This is a genomic window from Nocardia sp. NPDC004582 (assembly GCF_053602115.1).
On the sequence record NZ_JBSGCY010000039.1, the window covers coordinates 1 to 17,261 of the forward strand.

A 17,261-nucleotide genomic window follows, 5' to 3' on the forward strand; every position below is an offset into this window, starting at 1 on the left:
TGTCGTGGATGACCGAGAGCATCCGCCTCAACACCTCCACCCGGGTCGCGGCCGGGCTGGGCGGGGTGCTCGGGCCCGCGCGCTCGCTGACGCTGGCGTGGCTGCTGCCCTTGTCCGGGGTGTATCTGCGGGTGGACAGGTTGGGAGGCTTCTTCCTCGCCCTCACCGGGGCGGTCGCGATTCCGGTGGGCGCCTACGTGATCGGCTACGCGCGCCGCGAACATCTGGGCCCGGTGCCGTTGATCGTGCTCCCGATCTTCGCCGCCGCCCTGCTCGCGGTGCCCGCTGCCGGATCGGTGACGACCTTCCTGCTGGCCTGGGAATCGATGGCCATCGCCTCGCTGGTGCTCGTGTTCGCCGAACATCGCCGTCGCTCGGCCCGCACCGCCGGGGTGTTCTACGCGGTCATGACCCAGCTCGGTTTCGCGGCGATCCTGGCCGGGCTGCTGATCGCCGTCGCCGCGGCGGGTGGCGCGGATCGTTTCGACGCCCTGACCGCGATGCCCGAGAGCGCGCGCACGGCCGTATTCGTGCTCACCGTGGCCGGTTTCGGCTCCAAGGCCGGCCTGGTGCCGGTGCACGCCTGGCTGCCGCACGCCCACCCCGAGGCCCCCAGCCCGGTGTCGGCGTTGATGAGCGCGGCGATGGTGAACCTCGGGATCTACGGCATCGTCCGCTTCGACCTGCAACTGTTCGGGCCGGGGCCGCGCTGGTGGGGGCCCACGCTGTTGGTCGTGGGCGCGGTCACCGCCGTCTACGGTGTGCTGCAGGCGTCGGTCGCCTCGGATCTGAAACGGCTGCTGGCGTTTTCGACCACGGAGAACATGGGCCTGATCACCCTGGCCCTGGGCGCGGCGACGATGCTGGGCGATGTCGGCTCCACTGCCGCCGCCGCGGTGGCCGCCGCGGCCGCCCTGTTGCATCTGATGGCGCACGCGGCGTTCAAGAGCCTCGGATTCCTGTGCGCCGGTGCGGTGCTGGCCGAGACCGGGCTGCGCGACCTGGATCGCCTCGGCGGTCTCGCGCGCCGAATGCCGGCCACCACGACACTGTTCGGCCTCGCCGCGGTGGGCGCCTCGGGGCTGCCGCTGGGCGCGGGGTTCGTCAGCGAATGGCTGCTGGTGCAATCGCTGATTCACACCGGTGGGCAACCGGATCCGGTGGTGACGCTGGCCGCGCCCTTGGCGGTGGGTGCCGTCGCCCTGACCGCCGGGCTGGGGGTGGCGGCCATCGTGAAGGCCTTCGGTATCGGCTTCCTGGCCCGCCCGCGCTCGGCGGAGGCCGCCGGCGCGCGTGAGGTCGGGCCCTCGATGATCACGGGTATGGCGTTGTGCGCGAGCGCGTGTGCGGCGCTGGCGGTGGTTCCGACGGTGGCCGGGCCGGTCGTGCGGCGCACCGTCGCGGAGCTGCCGGTCACACGCGGGCAGGAGTTCACCGGGCTCGGCTGGACGGTCCGGCTGCCGGGGATGTCCGGGTCGGTCGCGCCGGGTGTCCTCGCGATCGTGGTGGCGGTGGCGGTGGCCGCCGTCGCGGTGGCCGTCGCCGTGCGCGCCGGGCGCAATCCCGCCCCGGCGACGCTGCCGCTGTGGGCCTGCGGCGCTGACCAGCCGAGCGACCGGATGCAGTACACCGCGACCTCCTTCGCCGAGCCCCTGCAGCGGGTGTTCGACGACGTGCTGCGCCCCGACACCGACATCGAGGTCACGCCGCTGGCCGAATCTCGGTACCTGGTCGAGAAGGTCGCCTATCGGGCGCGCCTCGCCGACACCATCGAGCTGCGCCTCTACCGGCCGGTGGTGCGCGCGGTCCGGCTGGCCGCGGTGGCGGCGGCGCGCGCCCACAACGGCAGCGTCCACCTGTATCTCGCGTACGGCGCGGTCGGTGTGCTGATCGTGCTGGTGGTGTCGCGATGACGGTCATGTCCTATCTCGCCGGCGCCACCCAGCTCGGCGGGGTGGTGGCCGGGGCGCCGCTGGTGGTGGGGGTGATGCGGCAGGTGCGCGCCCGGGCCGAGGGCCGGGCCGGTGCGGGTGTGGTCCAGCCGTGGCGGGATCTGCGCAAGCAGTTCGGCAAGCAGTCCATCACCCCGGCGGGCACCTCGGCCGTCTTCGCCACGGCCCCACTGGTTCTCGCGGGCACCACGCTGGTGATCGCCGCCATCGCGCCGCTGGTCGCGACCGGATCCCCGCTCGACGGGGCGGCCGACCTGTTCGCGGTGGTGGGCCTGCTGTTCCTCGGCACGGTCGCGCTGACGCTGGCCGGGATCGACACCGGTACGGCGTTCGGTGGCATGGGGGCCAGCCGGGAGACCGTCATCGCCGCCCTGGTCGAGCCGACCATCCTGCTGTCGGTGTTCGCGCTCTCGATACCCGGCGGATCGTCGAATCTCGGTGCGCTGGTGCGCAATACCATCGACCATCCGGGCCGGGTGGCGACCTTGAGCGCGGTGCTGGCCGCGGCCGCGCTGGTGATCGTGATCATCGCCGAGACCGGCCGGCTGCCGGTGGACAATCCGTCCACGCACCTGGAGCTGACCATGGTGCACGAGGCGATGATCCTCGAATACGCCGGTCCACGACTGGCGCTGATCGAATGGGCCGCCGCGGTCCGGTTGACCCTGCTGCTGGCCCTGCTCGCGAATCTGTTCCTGCCGTGGGGGATCGCGGGCGCCGCGCCCGGTGTCGCCGCGGTCGTCCTGGGCGTGGCCGCCATCGCGGCCAAGGTCGTCGTGCTGGCCGCGGCCCTGGCCTTCGCCGAGGTGTTCATCGCCAAGCTGCGGCTGTTCCGCGTCCCCGAACTGCTGGCCGGGTCGTTCCTGCTGGCCCTGCTCGCGGTGACCGCCGCCAATTTCTTCACCGCCCGAGGAGGAGCGTGACCGCGAACGGCTATGCGAGCCTGCTCGATTTCGCGGCCGGCGCCATGGTGCTGGCCGCGGTGTTCATCGTGTGGCGGCGGGATCTGCGCGCCATCGCCTGGCTGCTGGGCGCGCAGGGGGTGGCGCTGGCGCTGATCCCGATCGTCGAGAGTATCGAGCACCACGACCTGCCGCTGCTGGTGGTCGGCGGCATCGTGCTCGGCCTGCGGGCGGGGGTGCTGCCGCGACTGCTGGGCCGGGCGATCAGCGCCGAACGGGGCGAATACCGTGAGGCCACACCGATAGTGAACACCGCCGCCTCGCTGCTGATCGCGGCCGGGCTGACCGTCGTGGCCTTCGCGGTGACCCGGCCGCTGGTCACGCTCGAACCCGGCGCGGAGACGGCCGCCGTGCCCGCGGCCTTCGCGGTCATCCTGATCGCCCTGTTCGTCATGGCCACTCGCCGTCACGCCGTCTCCCAGGCGGCCGGATTCCTGATGCTGGACAACGGCATCGCGGCCACCGCGTTCCTGCTCACCGCCGGCGTCCCGCTGATCGTCGAGCTCGGGGCCTCGCTCGACGTGTTCTTCGCGGTGATGGTGATCGGCATCCTCACCGGCCGGTTGCGCCGCACCTTCGGCGGGGCCGACCTCGACCGACTGCGGGAGTTGCACGAGTGATGACCTCGATCGTGGTGTGCGCCATGCTCGTACCCGTTGCCGCCGCTATCGCCGGAGCGGTGGCCGGATGGCGGTGTGCCACCGCATTGTTCACCGTCGCCGGCGGGCTGGTGATCCTCGGGTGCGCGGTGGCCCTCGGCATCCGCCTGGACGGGCGCGAGCATGTCCTGGCCGGCGGGCTGCTGCGGGTGGACGCGCTGTCGGTGACCATGCTGACCGTCATCGGTATCGTCGGCACCCTCGCCACCTGGGCCGGGATCGGGTACATCGACGCGGAACTGGCCCACGGGCACACCGACGCCCGCGGTGCGCGCGCCTACGCCGGACTGGTGCCCGCGTTCCTGGCCGCCATGGTGATCGCGGTGTGCGCCAACAATATCGGCGTCACCTGGACGGCCGTGGAGGCCACCACCGTCGCGACGGCGTTCCTGGTCGGGCACCGCCGCACCCGCGCGGCGCTGGAGGCGACCTGGAAATATGTGGTGATCTGCTCGGTCGGCATCGTGGTCGCGTTCCTGGGGACGGTGCTGCTGTACTTCGCCGCCCGGCACGCGGGCGCGGTCACCGAGCACGCGCTGGATCTGGACGTATTGCTCACTCGCGCACCGCGATTGGATCCCGGCGTCACCCGGCTGGCGGCGGGGCTGCTGCTCATCGGCTACTGCGCCAAGGCCGGGCTGGTCCCGTTCCACACCTGGCTCGCCGACGCGCACAGCCAAGCCCCCGCCCCGGTGTCGGCGCTCATGAGCGGGGTGCTGCTGGCGGTGGCACTGTCGGTGGTGCTGCGGATCAAGGCGGTGGTGGATCCGGCGATCGGAACCACCTATCTGCGTACGGGATTGCTGATCCTGGGCCTGCTGACCCTGGCCGTCGCGGCCCTGCTGCTCACGGTCACCCGCGATGTCAAACGCATGCTGGCCTATTCCTCGATGGAGAACATGGGCCTGGTCGCGATCGCCGCCGCCGTCGGCACCCGGCTCGCGATCGCCGCGCTGCTGTTGCACGTGCTCGCGCACGGCGTCGGCAAAACCGTGCTGTTTTTGGCTACCGGGCCGCTGCAGGCCGCGCACGACTCCACCGCCATCGCCTCGATCACCGCCGTGGCGGCCCGATCCCGGGTGCTGGGAACGGCTTTCGCCCTCGGCATGGTGGCCCTGCTCGGTCTGCCGCCGTTCGCCGTGTTCGCCAGTGAACTGGCCATCGCCCGGTCGCTGGCCGACGCCCGGCTGGCCTGGGTGCTGGGTGTGGCCCTGCTGCTGATCGCCATCGCCTTCGCCGCGCTGGTCCGCAACAGCAGCCGAATTCTGTTGGGGCCCGTGCCCGCCCACGCGCCCGTCATCGCCGTGCCCGCGACAGTGACCGCCGCGCTGGTCGTCGGTGTCGTCGCCGCCCTCGCGCTGGGCATCACCGCCGGGCCCCTGACGGACCTGTTCACCACCGCGGCCGAGCAGGTGACCGCCCGATGAACCGCACCCGCCGCCGGGTCTCGACCGATCAGCTCACCGATGTCGCCGAGGAACTGCTCGGCGCCGGCTACCGGCTCGCGCTGGTCGCCGCTCACGACGACGGGCAGCCGCCCCTCCGGGTGGTGTACCTGTTCCTCGCCGGACGACCGGATCGGCGCGTCGAACTGGAGTGCCTACTGCCCGGACCTGATCCGGTGCTGCCGTCGCTGGCCTACGTGTCCTTCGCGGCCGGCCGGTTCGAACGCGAGATGCTCGATCTCTACGGGGTCGGGTTGCGCGGCCATCCTCGGCCGCGACGGCTGGTGCGGCACGCACACTGGCCCGACGACTGGCATCCGATGCGCGCGGACGCCCCACAGGACCTGCCCGAATTCGGGGGTTCGGGCGAACTGCGGTTCCTGACCGTCGGCGGCGAGGGCGTGTACGAGATCCCGGTCGGCCCGGTTCACGCCGGACTCATCGAACCGGGCCACTTCCGATTCTCGGTGGTGGGGGAGACGGTGGTGCGGCTCAAGGCGCGCCTCTGGTACGTCCATCGCGGCCTCGAACGGCTCTTCCATGGTCGCGCCGCCACCGGCGCCACCGAATTGGCCGAGCGGGTCAGCGGCGACAGTTCCGCCGCGCACGCGCTGGCCCACTGCCTGGCCGTCGAAGAGGCCTGTGGCGTCACCGTTTCCGAGCCCGCACGACGGTTGCGCGCCCTGGTGGTCGAGCTGGAACGGCTCTACAACCACGCCGGTGACCTGGGCGCGCTGGCCAACGACGTCGGTTTCGGGCTGGCCAGCGCGCACGCCCTGCGCCTGCGGGAACAGCTGCTCCGCCTCAATGCGGAGGTCACCGGGAACCGGTTGCTGCGCGGCGCGATTCGGCCCGGCGGCGTGGCGCTGCACCGGCTGCCCGATCCCGCGCGGCTGGCGGGTATCGCGGCGGAGGTGGCCGAGCTGACCGCGCAGACACTGGGCAATGGGGTCGTCTACGACCGGTTCGCCGGAACGGGCGTCCTGGCCGCCGACGATGCCCGCGCCCTCGGCTGCCTCGGCTACCCGGCGCGCGCGAGCGGCCTGATCACCGATGCCCGCGTGGATCATCCGACGGTGGACCTGCCGGTCGAGGAGATCCGCGCCGAGAGCGGCGACGTGCTCGCCCGCTATACGGTGCGCCGCGACGAATTCGCCGCCTCGGTCGCGCTGATCACCGACATCGTGATGAATCACCGTGGCGCCGCGCGATGCACGGCCGAGTCCGGCGGCGGGGTCAGCGTCGGCAGCGGGGTCGGCATCGTCGAGGGCTGGCGTGGCACCCTCGTGCACCGCGTGGAAGTCGATGACGCCGACCGGCTGACCCGCGCCAAGATCGTCGACCCGTCCTGGTTCAACTGGCCTGCCCTCCCGGTGGCCATGAGCGACACGATCGTTCCGGACTTTCCCCTGGTCAACAAGAGTTTCAACCTCTCGTACGCGGGGAACGATCTGTAACCCGCGGCGGTGATCACCCGGACCGCTCCGGCAACGATTGTCCTGTTTGCTAAACTCTGCAATCACCGGGTCGGGCGCTAGCCTGTCGCCTACTCGCCCTCGGAAGGAGTGGCTCGCACATGCCAGGATTGCAACGGCCGCTCTATCAGATGAAGGCGGATTTCTTCAAGACGCTCGGGCATCCCGTGCGGATCCGTGTGCTGGAACTGCTGAGCGCGCGCGAGTACGCGGTGTCGGAGATGCTCACCGAGATCGGCGTCGAGGCCGCGAATCTGTCGCAGCAACTGTCGATCCTGCGCCGCGCGGGGCTGGTCGCCGCTCGCCGCGAGGGGCTCTCGGTCACCTACGAACTCACCTCCCCGCAGGTCGCGGAATTGCTCGCGGCCGCCCGCGCCATCCTCACCGGCGTCGTCACCGGCCAGGCGGAGGCACTCGAGCACTCCGCCTAGTCGTCGCGGACCTTCCCAACCGGGGGTCCGTCCGTTCCACTGATTGCATGTTTTCTAAAATGAAAACCTAGTTGTTTCGTGAAGAGAGGTTCGCTGTGTCCGAACGTCCTACCGCCACCCTCGCCTCCACCGAGGCCCCGACCGCGCACCCGGACATCGCGGCCTGGGTCGCCGAGGTCGCGGAGCTGACCGCGCCCGAGCGGATCGTCTACTGCGACGGGTCCCGCGAGGAGTGGGACCGGCTCACCGCCGACCTGGTGGCCAAGGGCACGTTCGTCCCGCTGCCGGCCAAGCCCAACTCCTTCTGGTGCGTCTCCGATCCGGACGACGTGGCCCGCGTGGAGGACCGGACCTTCATCTGCTCGGAGCGCGAGAGCGACGCCGGGCCCACCAACAACTGGGTGGACCCGGTCGACATGCGCACGGTGCTGACCGAGCACTACCGCGGCGCGATGGCCGGGCGCACCATGTACGTGATCGCGTTCTGCATGGGCCCGCTCGACGCCGGGGAGCCGAAATACGGTGTGCAGATCACCGATTCGGCGTACGTGGCGGTGTCCATGCAGATCATGACCCGCTCCGGCGCGCAGGTCTGGGAGCAGCTCACCCCGGGCACCGAATTCGTGAAATGCCTGCACTCGGTGGGCGCGCCGCTGTCGGAGGGCCAGGCCGACGTGCCGTGGCCGTGCGACAAGACCAAGTACATCGCGCACTTCCCCGAGACCCGCACCATCTGGAGCTACGGCTCCGGCTACGGCGGCAACGCGCTGCTGGGCAAGAAGTGCTTCGCGCTGCGCATCGCCTCGGTGATCGGCCGCGACGAGGGCTGGCTGGCCGAGCACATGCTCATCCTGAAACTGACCTCGCCGCAAGGCAAGACGCACTACATCGCCGCGGCGTTCCCGTCCTCGTGCGGTAAGACCAACCTGGCCATGCTCGAACCCACTCTGCCCGGCTGGAAGGCCGAGACCGTGGGCGACGACATCGCCTGGATGCGCTTCGGCGCCGACGGCCGGCTCTACGCGGTCAACCCGGAGGCCGGATTCTTCGGCGTCGCACCGGGAACCGGCGCCAAGACCAATCCCAATGCCATCGCCACCATCGAGGCGGGCAACTCCATCTTCACCAACACCGCCCGCACCGACAGCGGCGACGCCTGGTGGGAGGGCCTGACCGAGCAGCCCCCGGCGCACCTGATCGACTGGCGCGGCAACGACTGGACCCCCGAATCGGGAACCCCGGCCGCGCACCCGAACTCGCGCTACTGCACCCCGATCGAGCAGTGCCCGTCGGTCGCCCCGGAATGGAACGACCCGCGCGGCGTGCCGATCTCGGCCATCTTCTTCGGCGGCCGCCGCGCCACCACCATCCCGCTGGTCGCCGAGTCCTTCGACTGGGCGCACGGCGTGTTCACCGCCTCGGTGCTGTCCTCGGAGACCACCGCGGCCGCCGCGGGCGCGGTCGGCGTGGTGCGCCGCGACCCCATGGCCATGCTGCCGTTCCTGGGCTATCACGTGGGCGACTACTTCGCGCACTGGCTGGCCATGGGCGCCCGTGAGGGCGCGCAGCTGCCGAAGATCTTCCAGGTCAACTGGTTCCGGCGCAGCGCCGACGGCAAATTCCTGTGGCCCGGCTTCGGCGACAATGTGCGCGTGCTGAAGTGGGCGCTCGAACGCCTCGACGGCACCGCCGAGGCCGTGCGCACCCCGATCGGCTATGTGCCCACCGCCGACGCGCTCGACCTCGAGGGCCTGGGCGCGGGCTATCGCGGACTGGCCGACGCGGCCCTGGCCGTGGACGTCGACGAGTGGGTGCGCGAGCTGGAATCCATTGACGAGTGGTACGCCGGCATCGGCGGCAACCGCCTGCCCGACGCCCTGCGCGCCGAGCTCGCCGCGCTGAAACTACGTCTGGCCGAGGCGCTCTGACCGTGGCCCAGCTGCTGCCGAACCGCGCGGACTGGCTGCCCGCCGTCCGCGCCCCGGGCGCGGACCTGCTGGCCGGGCTCGTCGTCGCACTGGTCGCGCTGCCGCTCGCGCTGGGCTTCGGCATCAGCTCCGGGCTCGGCGCGGCCGCCGGACTGGCGACCGCGGTGGTGGCGGGCGCGCTCGCCGCGGTCTTCGGCGGCTCCCGGTTCCAGGTCACCGGGCCCACCGGCGCCATGACCGTGGTGCTGGTTCCGATCTTCCATCAGCACGGAGCGAGCGGGGTGCTGGCCGTGGGGCTGCTGGCCGGGCTCGTGCTGGTGGTGCTCGCGATCGCCGGGGTCGGGCGCGCCGTGCGCTATATGCCCGCCCCGGTGATCGAGGGATTCACCGCGGGAATCGCGGTGGTCATCGCGCTACAACAGTTCCCGTCGGCGCTGGGGGTGGCGCACGCGCACGGCGACAAGGTGTGGCAGTCGGCGTGGGACGCGGTGCGGCAGTTCGTCTCCGGGCCGAGCTGGGTGTCGCCGGCCACCGCACTCATCGTCGCGGCGGTCGTGCTGATCGGCGGTCGCTACCTGCCGCGGCTGCCGTTCGCGCTGCTCACCGTGGTGCTGGCGACGGTGGCGGCCAAGCTCTTCCACCTCGACCTGACCCTGATCGGGACCATCCCCTCCGGATTGCAGGCTCCCACACTGGATTTCGTGCACCTGGATCAACTGGGCGCACTGATTGCACCCGCCATGGCGGTGGCCGCGCTGGCGGCGCTGGAATCGCTGCTGTCGGCGACCGCGGCCGACTCCATGGCAGTGGGCACCCGCCACAATCCCGACCGCGAGCTGTTCGGGCAGGGGCTGGCCAATATCGCCGCGCCCCTGTTCGGCGGAGTGCCCGCGACCGGGGCCATCGCGCGCACCGCGGTGAATGTGCGCTCGGGCGCGCGCACCCGGCTCGCCGCCCTCGTCCACGCGGTCGTGCTGGCCGCCATCGTGTTCCTCGCCTCCGGGCTCGTCGCCGTGATTCCGCTCGCGGCCCTGGCCGGGGTGCTGCTGGCCACCACTGTCCGCATGGTCGAGACCGCCTCGCTGGCCGCCATCGCCCGCGCCTCCCGCGGCGACGCGGCCATCATGGCGATCACCTTCGGCGTCACTGTCGCGATGGACCTGGTCAGCGCGGTCGCGGTGGGCGTCGCCATCGCGGTGCTGCTGGCGCTGCGCTCGGTCGCCAAAGAGGCCCGGCTGCACCAGATTCCACTCGACGACGCCGACCACCTGGCCGAGGAGCACGAGCTGCTGCACGACCACATCGTCGCCTACCGCCTCGACGGGCCGTTGTTCTTCGCCGCCGCGCACCGCTTCCTGCTGGAACTGGCCGAGGTGTCGGATGTTCGGGTGGTCATCCTGCGCATGTCCCATCTCACCGCGCTCGACACCACCGGCGCGCTCACCCTGCGCGACGCCATCGGCAAGCTCGAGCACCGCGGCATCACCGTGCTCATGTCCGGTCTGCGCGAGGACCACCGGCACACGCTCGAGGCCGTCGGCGCGCTGCCCGGGGCCGGCCCGGGCCACCTGTTCGACCAGACCCCCGACGCCATCGCGGTCGCCCGCGAACTCGTCTCCCGTCCCGCCGAAAGCAGTCACTGATGAGCACGAACGTCACCCCGAATCTCTGGCAGCGCCTGCGGTATATCGCGGGCGGCACCCTGCCCGCGTCGATGCACCCGTGGGTGATCGAGGATCTGACCGGGCCCGGCGCGGCCCGGCGCTACATGCTGCGCATCCTGATCCCGATCATTCCGCCGCTGTGCCTGTTCCTGCTGATTCCCGGGCCGCTGTGGATGGGGGCGTCGATGATGGCGCTGCTGTACCTGCCGCTCATCTACTTCACGGCCGCGCTGATGTACGTGTTCCGCCGGGCCCGCCTGGCCAAGCACGGTCTGGACCCGAATCTGGCCGATCAGCGCGAACGGGCCCGGGCGGCCGACGAGCGTGCGGCCTACGAGCGGGCGCACGGCCGCGGCTGAGGTCGATGCTCAGCGCAGGTAGCGCTGGGTGAACTCGGCGAGGATCGCCGCGCCGTTGCCCTTGATCTGATCCCACGAGAACGGCAGCTGCTTGACCTCGGCGTAGGTGCGGGTGCCCGGCGCCACGGGAACGTCGGTGCGGGCGGGAATCATCTTGTGGGCCGCGGAGATCTGCTGGGCCTCGGGAGTGAACATGTAGTCCACCAGGGCCTTCGCGGCCGCCGGGTGCTTGGTGGTGTTCAGGATGAAGACCGGGCGCGGCGTCACGATGGTGCCCGAGGCGGGTGAGATGACCCGCAGCGGAACGCCTTTGGCGGCCGCGTCGTAGGCCGCGTAGTCGACGCCGCCGAGGATGACCGCGCAGCCGGCGCCCGAGCCGACCTCGTCGAGGGCGGGACCGTTGCCGCCGCGGACCACCATGCCGTTGGCGAACAGCGCGTCGAAGACGGCCCAGGTGTCGTCCTTGCCCCACGCGCTGACCATGGCCGTCAGCAGATCGCGCGCGGTACCCGATTCGCGCGGATCGGGCATGATCACCTTGCCGCGGAACTCCGGCGCGGCCAGATCGGCCCAGTCGTTGGGCAGACGCGGAGACACCTTGGTGTTGACCACCATGGTCAGCGCGGACCCGTCCCGGCCGAGGAAGCCGTGGTCCTTGCCGATCCACCCGTCGTGCACGCGGTCCGCGCCGCGCGGGGTGTAGGGCAGGGTCCGGCCGTCGAGGTCGTATTGCGCGGCGGGCGTCCAGGACGCCAGATACACCACGTCCGCGGCCGGGTTCGGGCCCTCCTTGTCGAGCTTGGCGGTGATCTTGCCGGTCTCGGCGCTGAACACGGTGACCTTCACCCCGGACGCCTTGGTGAAGGCGGCCACCAGCTCGTCGGTGAGGTCCTGAGGATTGGCCGAGTACAGGGTCAGCTCGCCGCGCAGCCCGGGCGGCGGGGTCCACGAACTGGTCGCCGCCGGAACCGTTTTCGGCTCCGCGGGCTTGCCGCAGGCGGCGGTGGCCAGGGTCGCCAGGACGACGGCCGCGACGACGACGCGGCGGGGGTGCGACATTCCGCGGGACCCTTTCCGAAGGACCCCGTCTCAGTCCGGGTTCCACAGCAATCTCGCGCGCACAGTAGGCATCGTGGGCGAACCCGCAGGGTGTATCGGGTGAACAATCGGTGATATCGGGTTCGCGCCGGCGCGTGAGCTGTGTCACAGTTTGGTAGCGGTTCGCACCAATCGGCGCAAACGCTTTTCGTTTCCTTTGCCTTGTCTTTACGCTTACCCGCGTTCCGCCAAGCGTCGTGGTTCTCCAGCCTCGCCCGCCGCTGCCTCTCGATGCCAGTACATGTTGACCGATGAACCGGGCGGCTGCGCCGTGCCGGCGAAGGAGAGATATGTCCACCGACACCGATCAGCCTCCACGGACGTCGCTTCCCGGCCCCGCGCGCCGGGACTCGTGGGCCACGCTGGTGCGCCACGATCTTCCGGCTTCGCTCGTCGTCTTTCTCGTCTCCCTGCCGCTGTCGATCGGCATCGCGGTGGCGGCGGGCGCCCCCGTCGCCGCCGGACTCATCGCCGCGGTGGTGGGCGGGGTGGTCGCGGCGCTGTGCGGCGGCTCGGTCCTACAGGTCAGCGGGCCGACCGCCTCGCTGACCGTGGTGGTCGCCGAATCCATCAACCAGTTCGGCTGGGCCGCTACCTGTTTCATCACCATGATGGCGGGCGGACTGCAGATCCTGTTCGGGCTCAGCCGGATCGCGCGCGGCGTGCTCGCCATCGCGCCGGTGGTGGTGCACGCCATGCTCGCCGGGATCGGCATCGTCATCGCCCTGCAGCAGGTGCACGTGCTGCTGGGCGGCGACACCCTGACCTCGTCCTGGGCCGCCATCGTCGGGCTGCCGCACCAGATGGCCTCGGTGAAGGCGGGTGATCTGTGCATCGGGCTGGTGGTGATCGCCATCCTGGTCGGCTGGCGGCACGTGCCCGAACCCGTGCGCCAGGTGCCCGCGCCGCTGGTCGCGGTGCTGGTCGCCACCGTGCTGGCCCGCATGCTGCCGGTGCGCGTCGAGCACATCACCATCGACGGCTCGCTGCTGGACGAACTGCGCCTGCCGCAATTGCCGCACGGCAGCTGGGCCGCCATCGCCCTGATGGCGGTGACCATCGCGCTCATCGCCAGCGTGGAGACCCTACTATCGGCCGTCGCGGTCGACCGGATGCGTCAAAACGCCACTCGCCGAACCGATCTGGATCGCGAGCTGATCGGGCAGGGCGCGGCCAACATGGTCTCCGGCCTGATCGGCGGCCTGCCCGTGGCCGCGGTCATCGTGCGCAGCATCACCAATGTCAAAGCGGGAGCGCGCACTCGGGCCTCGACCATGCTGCACGGACTGTGGATCCTGCTGTTCTCGGTGGCGCTGGTCGGGGTGGCGCGCTCGATACCCAAGGCGGCGCTGGCCGGACTGCTCATCGTGGTCGGCATCCAGCTGATCAAGCTGGCCCACATCCGGCGCGCCCAGCGCACCGGCGACCTGGTGGTGTACGCGGCCACCGTGTTCGTGGTGGTGTTCTGGAATCTGTTGCTGGGCATGCTGGTCGGGCTCGTGCTGGCCTTCGCGCTGCTGCTGTGGCGGGTGGTGCGGGTGACCGTGACCGCCGAGGAAGTCGGGCTCGGCGGCACGGACGCCGTGCGCTGGCGGGTCGCCGTGGACGGCAGCTTCACCTTCCTGGCGTTACCCGAGCTGACCAGTGAACTCGCGAAGGTGCCCGCGCACGCCGATGTGGTGCTGGAGATGACGGTCGACTTCCTGGACCACGCCGCCTACGACGCCCTGCAGGAATGGGTGGACCACCATCGCGCGGCGGGCGGCACGGTGGAGTTCATCGAGGTCGGCGCGGTGCGCATGGCCGATGCCGCGGCCGGTCCGTCCGCGCGCGGCCATTCGCGGCACCTGCTCAACGAGGTGCTCGGGCCCTGGCGGCGCACCGCCACCGATGTGGACCCGATCGTCGCGGGCGTGGCCGCCTATCACCGCAGTCACGCGCATGTGATGCGGCCGCACCTGGGTGTGCTGCGCGACGGGCAGGAACCGGACTCGCTTTTCGTCACGTGCGCCGACTCGCGCATCGTGCCGAACGTGATCACCAACAGCGGTCCGGGGGACCTGTTCACGGTGCGCAACGTGGGCAACCTGATTCCGCGCGACGCCCAGGACTCGTCCATGGAGGCGGCGCTGATCTACGCCCTCGACAAGCTGGATGTGCGTTCGGTGGTGGTGTGCGGGCACTCCGGCTGCGGCGCGATGGGGGCGCTGCACAGTGAACTGGTCACCGGGTCCCAGCTCGACGACTGGCTCGCGCACGCCCGGCCCAGCCTGGACCGGTTCCGGCTCGGGCATCCGGTCGGAATGGCCGCCGCCGCAGCCGGATTCGGTCCGGTCGACCAGCTCGGCATGGTGAATGTGGCGGTGCAGCTGGAGACGCTGTACGCGCATCCGGTGGTGCGGCGCGGGGTCGAGGAGCGCGGGGTGGTGCTGTCGGGGCTGTTCTTCGATATCGCCACCGCGCGGGTGGTGGAGGTCACCGTCGACGGGATCGCGGAGATCGACGGCGTGGGCCGGGTGGCCCAGCCCGCGTGAGGTGATCGATCGCCCGCGTGCGATATGGGGTGTTCGCGAGGATTTTCGGGCAAGAAGGGCGTGAATCCGGCAGGATTCACGCCCTTGTTACGTTGGGCGGCATATTTCTCAGACTTTGCTAAGACTTTACCTTTAGCCTGGCCTTTGCTCGTCCGGTGAGTGCGCGGCCAATGCCGTCCGCGGTCTTTATTCGATGCCCCTGTACATGCTCGCTGAGGAGCGATATGTCTCGCGACACCGATTCACCGCCAGGTAGATCCGAACGCCGGCTCGACAGCCTGCTGCGACACGATCTGCCTGCATCCCTTGTTGTCTTTCTCGTCGCCTTGCCGCTTTCGCTCGGCATCGCGGTCGCCTCCGGTGCGCCCATCGCGGCCGGACTCATCGCCGCCGTGGTCGGCGGTATCGCGGTCGGCCTGCTCGGCGGTTCTCCGATGCAGGTCAGCGGCCCCGCGGCCGGTCTGACGGTCGTCGTCGCCGAAACCATCAACCAATTCGGTTGGAAGACGGCCTGTTTCATCACAGTCCTGGCCGGTCTGCTCCAGATTCTGTTCGGGCTCAGCCGAATCGCCCGCGCCGCCCTGGCCATCGCACCCGTCGTGGTGCACGCCATGCTGGCGGGAATCGGCATCACCATCGCGCTACAGCAGCTGCATGTGCTGCTCGGCGGCGCGTCCCATAGTTCGGCCTGGCAGAACGTGATTCAGCTGCCCGGCGAGCTGTCCAGCATCCACGGCGACGACTTCCTGATCGGCGCGGTCGTGATGGCCATCATGTTCGGCTGGAAGTACGTGCCCGGCAAGGTGAAGGTGCTGCCCGGCCCGCTGGTCGCGGTCGTGGTCGGCACCGTGCTGTCGCTGGTGCTGCCCGGCGATCCGGAGCGAATCGTGTTGAGCGGCTCGCTCTTCGACGCCATCGGCCTGCCCGGCCTGCCGTCCGGCGACTGGGGCGCGGTGGCGCTCGCCGCCCTGACCATCGCCCTGATCGCCAGCGTGGAGAGCCTGCTGTCGGCGGTCGCGGTGGACAAGATGCACACCGGCCCGCGCACCAACTTCGACCGCGAACTGATCGGTCAGGGCGCGGCCAACATGATCTCCGGCACCCTGGGCGGCCTGCCCGTCACCGGCGTGATCGTGCGCAGCGCCACCAATGTGCAGGCCGGGGCCCGCACCCGCGCCTCGGCGCTGCTGCACGGCGTGTGGGTGCTGGTGTTCTCGGTCGCGCTGGTCGGGCTGGTGCAGCAGATTCCGAAATCGGCGCTGGCCGGTCTGCTCATCGTGGTCGGCGTGCAGTTGGTGAAGCTCGCGCACATCAAGCTGGCCCAGCGCACCGGCGACCTGCTGGTGTACCTGGTGACCGTGCTCGGCGTGGTGTTCCTGAACCTGCTCGAGGGCGTCATCATCGGCCTGGCCCTGGCCTTCGCGCTGCTGCTGTGGCGAGTCGTGCGCGTGTCGGTGACCGCGGGCGAGGTCGCCGGCACCGATCGCTGGCTGGTCAGCATCGACGGCACCTGCACCTTCCTGGCGCTGCCGAAACTGTCCGCGGAACTGGGCAAGGTGCCCGCCGGCGCCGACGTGCTGGTCGAGCTGACCGTCGACTTCCTCGACCACGCCGCCTACGAGGCCATCCACGACTGGGCGAGTCAGCACGAGAACACCGGTGGCACAGTCGAATACGTGGAACTCGGCACCGCGCGCATGGAGCATGCCCTGGCCGGCCCGCCGGTCCGCGGCCGCGCCCGCACCCTGCTCGACGACGTGCTGCGCCCCTGGCGCGAGGACGACGGCAACCCGATCACCCACGGGGTGGCCGCCTTCCACCGCCGCAACGCCCACCTGGTGCGCCCGCACCTCGACGAGCTGCGCGATGTCCAGAACCCGCACTCGCTCTTCCTGACCTGTGCGGATTCCCGGATCGTGCCCAACGTGATCACCAATACCGGACCCGGTGACCTGTTCACCATCCGCAATGTCGGCAACTTCGTGGTCCCCGGCGGCCGCGACACCTCGATCGAGGCGGCGCTGTCGTTCGCCGTCGAGGAACTGCGCGTCGACAATGTCGTGGTGTGCGGCCACTCCGCCTGCGGTGCGATGAAAGCCCTGGTCGCGGGTGGGCCCACCGGGCCGGGCCTGGGCAACTGGCTGGTCCACGGCCGCGCCAGCCTGGACCGCTTCCAACCCGGCGACCCGGTCGCCGCCGCGGCCGCCCGCGCCGGATACGGCGTGGACGATCAGCTCTCCATCGTGAACGTCGCCGTCCAGCTGGACACCCTCCGGGCCCACCCCGTGGTCCGGCGCGCCATGCTCGAACACGGCCTGCAGATCAAGGGCCTGTTCTTCGACATCGGCACCGCCCGCGTGCTGGAGGTGACCTCGGCGGGCATCCGGGAGATCGACGCCCCCGAGCTATCGGCCTTGGCGCACACCCACTGATCGACCCACACAGATCGTGCGGGCGCGAGCTTCCCACCGGGAATGCCGCGCCCGCACGGCTTTCCGGGCGGTTCCCGCTGTCGTGTGCACGGCGGCCCGGGTGCGGGCGTCGCACTCGGTCGCGTGGCTGCTGAAGTTGGTGGCCCGCATTGGCTGGGTTGGGGCCGAGCACGATGAGGTCAGGGCCGCCGATCTCGGCGGTGGCGGGCGGGACGGTCCGCCGCTGATCGCGGCTGGGCGCGTCGTCCGGGCGCGGGTGTACTCGCGCCGTACGCTGAGCGCGCCTCGCGGTGATCGCGAGGTGATCGGATGCGCCGGAGGT

12 protein-coding genes are annotated in these 17,261 nt (G+C 70.7%); 11 read left to right on the forward strand and 1 reads right to left on the reverse strand.

Features of this window, described 5'->3' with window-relative positions; all coding sequences use genetic code 11:
- Positions 1 to 8 precede the first annotated feature (8 nt).
- From ACWELJ_RS13910 to ACWELJ_RS13950, 9 genes are all read left to right on the forward strand, one after another.
- Positions 9 to 1,913, forward strand: coding sequence for a proton-conducting transporter transmembrane domain-containing protein (locus ACWELJ_RS13910; protein WP_452366549.1), 1,905 nt, complete (start codon positions 9 to 11; stop codon positions 1,911 to 1,913).
- A 5-nt stretch (positions 1,914 to 1,918) separates the two neighbouring features.
- Positions 1,919 to 2,875 (forward strand): respiratory chain complex I subunit 1 family protein, encoded by a 957-nt coding sequence (locus ACWELJ_RS13915; RefSeq protein WP_452366550.1) that lies wholly within the window; start codon positions 1,919 to 1,921, stop codon positions 2,873 to 2,875.
- A 44-nt stretch (positions 2,876 to 2,919) separates the two neighbouring features.
- Complete coding sequence (locus ACWELJ_RS13920; protein WP_452366551.1) at positions 2,920 to 3,534, forward strand: hypothetical protein; 615 nt, start codon at positions 2,920 to 2,922, stop codon at positions 3,532 to 3,534.
- Positions 3,534 to 5,000, forward strand: a complete 1,467-nt coding sequence (locus tag ACWELJ_RS13925; protein ID WP_452366524.1) for a proton-conducting transporter transmembrane domain-containing protein — start codon at positions 3,534 to 3,536, stop codon at positions 4,998 to 5,000. The genes ACWELJ_RS13920 and ACWELJ_RS13925 overlap by 1 nt, the downstream gene beginning before the upstream one ends.
- Positions 4,997 to 6,475, forward strand: a complete 1,479-nt coding sequence (locus ACWELJ_RS13930; RefSeq protein WP_452366525.1) for a hydrogenase large subunit — start codon at positions 4,997 to 4,999, stop codon at positions 6,473 to 6,475. The genes ACWELJ_RS13925 and ACWELJ_RS13930 overlap by 4 nt, the downstream gene beginning before the upstream one ends.
- Before the next feature lie 119 nt (positions 6,476 to 6,594).
- Positions 6,595 to 6,924, forward strand: coding sequence for an ArsR/SmtB family transcription factor (locus ACWELJ_RS13935; protein ID WP_452366526.1), 330 nt, complete (start codon positions 6,595 to 6,597; stop codon positions 6,922 to 6,924).
- 95 nt (positions 6,925 to 7,019) lie between these two features.
- Positions 7,020 to 8,852: a phosphoenolpyruvate carboxykinase (GTP) gene (locus tag ACWELJ_RS13940; RefSeq protein WP_452366527.1), complete on the forward strand. Its 1,833-nt coding sequence runs from the start codon at positions 7,020 to 7,022 to the stop codon at positions 8,850 to 8,852.
- Positions 8,849 to 10,495, forward strand: a complete 1,647-nt coding sequence (locus ACWELJ_RS13945; RefSeq protein WP_452366552.1) for a SulP family inorganic anion transporter — start codon at positions 8,849 to 8,851, stop codon at positions 10,493 to 10,495. Before ACWELJ_RS13940 ends, ACWELJ_RS13945 begins: the two co-directional genes overlap by 4 nt.
- Positions 10,495 to 10,875 carry a DUF5313 family protein gene (locus ACWELJ_RS13950; RefSeq protein WP_452366528.1) on the forward strand — a complete coding sequence of 127 codons (381 nt, stop codon included), beginning with the start codon at positions 10,495 to 10,497 and terminating at the stop codon, positions 10,873 to 10,875. The genes ACWELJ_RS13945 and ACWELJ_RS13950 overlap by 1 nt, the downstream gene beginning before the upstream one ends.
- Positions 10,876 to 10,884: 9 nt before the next feature.
- Here the strand turns inward: ACWELJ_RS13950 and ACWELJ_RS13955 are convergent, their stop codons facing one another.
- A complete protein-coding gene (locus tag ACWELJ_RS13955; RefSeq protein ID WP_452366529.1) occupies positions 10,885 to 11,934 on the reverse strand; it encodes an extracellular solute-binding protein in 1,050 nt (349 codons plus the stop codon).
- Between the two features lie 329 nt (positions 11,935 to 12,263).
- On the opposite strand from ACWELJ_RS13955, the gene ACWELJ_RS13960 reads away from it, so the two are divergent.
- Positions 12,264 to 14,507, forward strand: a complete 2,244-nt coding sequence (locus ACWELJ_RS13960; RefSeq protein WP_452366530.1) for a SulP family inorganic anion transporter — start codon at positions 12,264 to 12,266, stop codon at positions 14,505 to 14,507.
- A gap of 224 nt (positions 14,508 to 14,731) precedes the next feature.
- Positions 14,732 to 16,939 carry a SulP family inorganic anion transporter gene (locus tag ACWELJ_RS13965; RefSeq protein WP_452366531.1) on the forward strand — a complete coding sequence of 736 codons (2,208 nt, stop codon included), beginning with the start codon at positions 14,732 to 14,734 and terminating at the stop codon, positions 16,937 to 16,939.
- Positions 16,940 to 17,261: the final 322 nt, after the last annotated feature.

Excerpts from the sequence above, each read along its gene's own strand:
- ACWELJ_RS13910 (WP_452366549.1), top strand. The coding sequence starts at position 9 with ATGACCGAGAGCATCCGCCTCAACACCTCCACCCGGGTCGCGGCCGGG.
- ACWELJ_RS13915 (WP_452366550.1), top strand. The coding sequence starts at position 1,919 with ATGTCCTATCTCGCCGGCGCCACCCAGCTCGGCGGGGTGGTGGCCGGG.
- ACWELJ_RS13920 (WP_452366551.1), top strand. The coding sequence starts at position 2,920 with ATGGTGCTGGCCGCGGTGTTCATCGTGTGGCGGCGGGATCTGCGCGCC.
- ACWELJ_RS13925 (WP_452366524.1), top strand. The coding sequence starts at position 3,534 with ATGACCTCGATCGTGGTGTGCGCCATGCTCGTACCCGTTGCCGCCGCT.
- ACWELJ_RS13930 (WP_452366525.1), top strand. The coding sequence starts at position 4,997 with ATGAACCGCACCCGCCGCCGGGTCTCGACCGATCAGCTCACCGATGTC.
- ACWELJ_RS13935 (WP_452366526.1), top strand. The coding sequence starts at position 6,595 with ATGCCAGGATTGCAACGGCCGCTCTATCAGATGAAGGCGGATTTCTTC.
- ACWELJ_RS13950 (WP_452366528.1), top strand. The coding sequence starts at position 10,495 with ATGAGCACGAACGTCACCCCGAATCTCTGGCAGCGCCTGCGGTATATC.
- ACWELJ_RS13955 (WP_452366529.1), bottom strand. The coding sequence starts at position 11,934 with ATGTCGCACCCCCGCCGCGTCGTCGTCGCGGCCGTCGTCCTGGCGACC.
- ACWELJ_RS13960 (WP_452366530.1), top strand. The coding sequence starts at position 12,264 with ATGTCCACCGACACCGATCAGCCTCCACGGACGTCGCTTCCCGGCCCC.
- ACWELJ_RS13965 (WP_452366531.1), top strand. The coding sequence starts at position 14,732 with ATGTCTCGCGACACCGATTCACCGCCAGGTAGATCCGAACGCCGGCTC.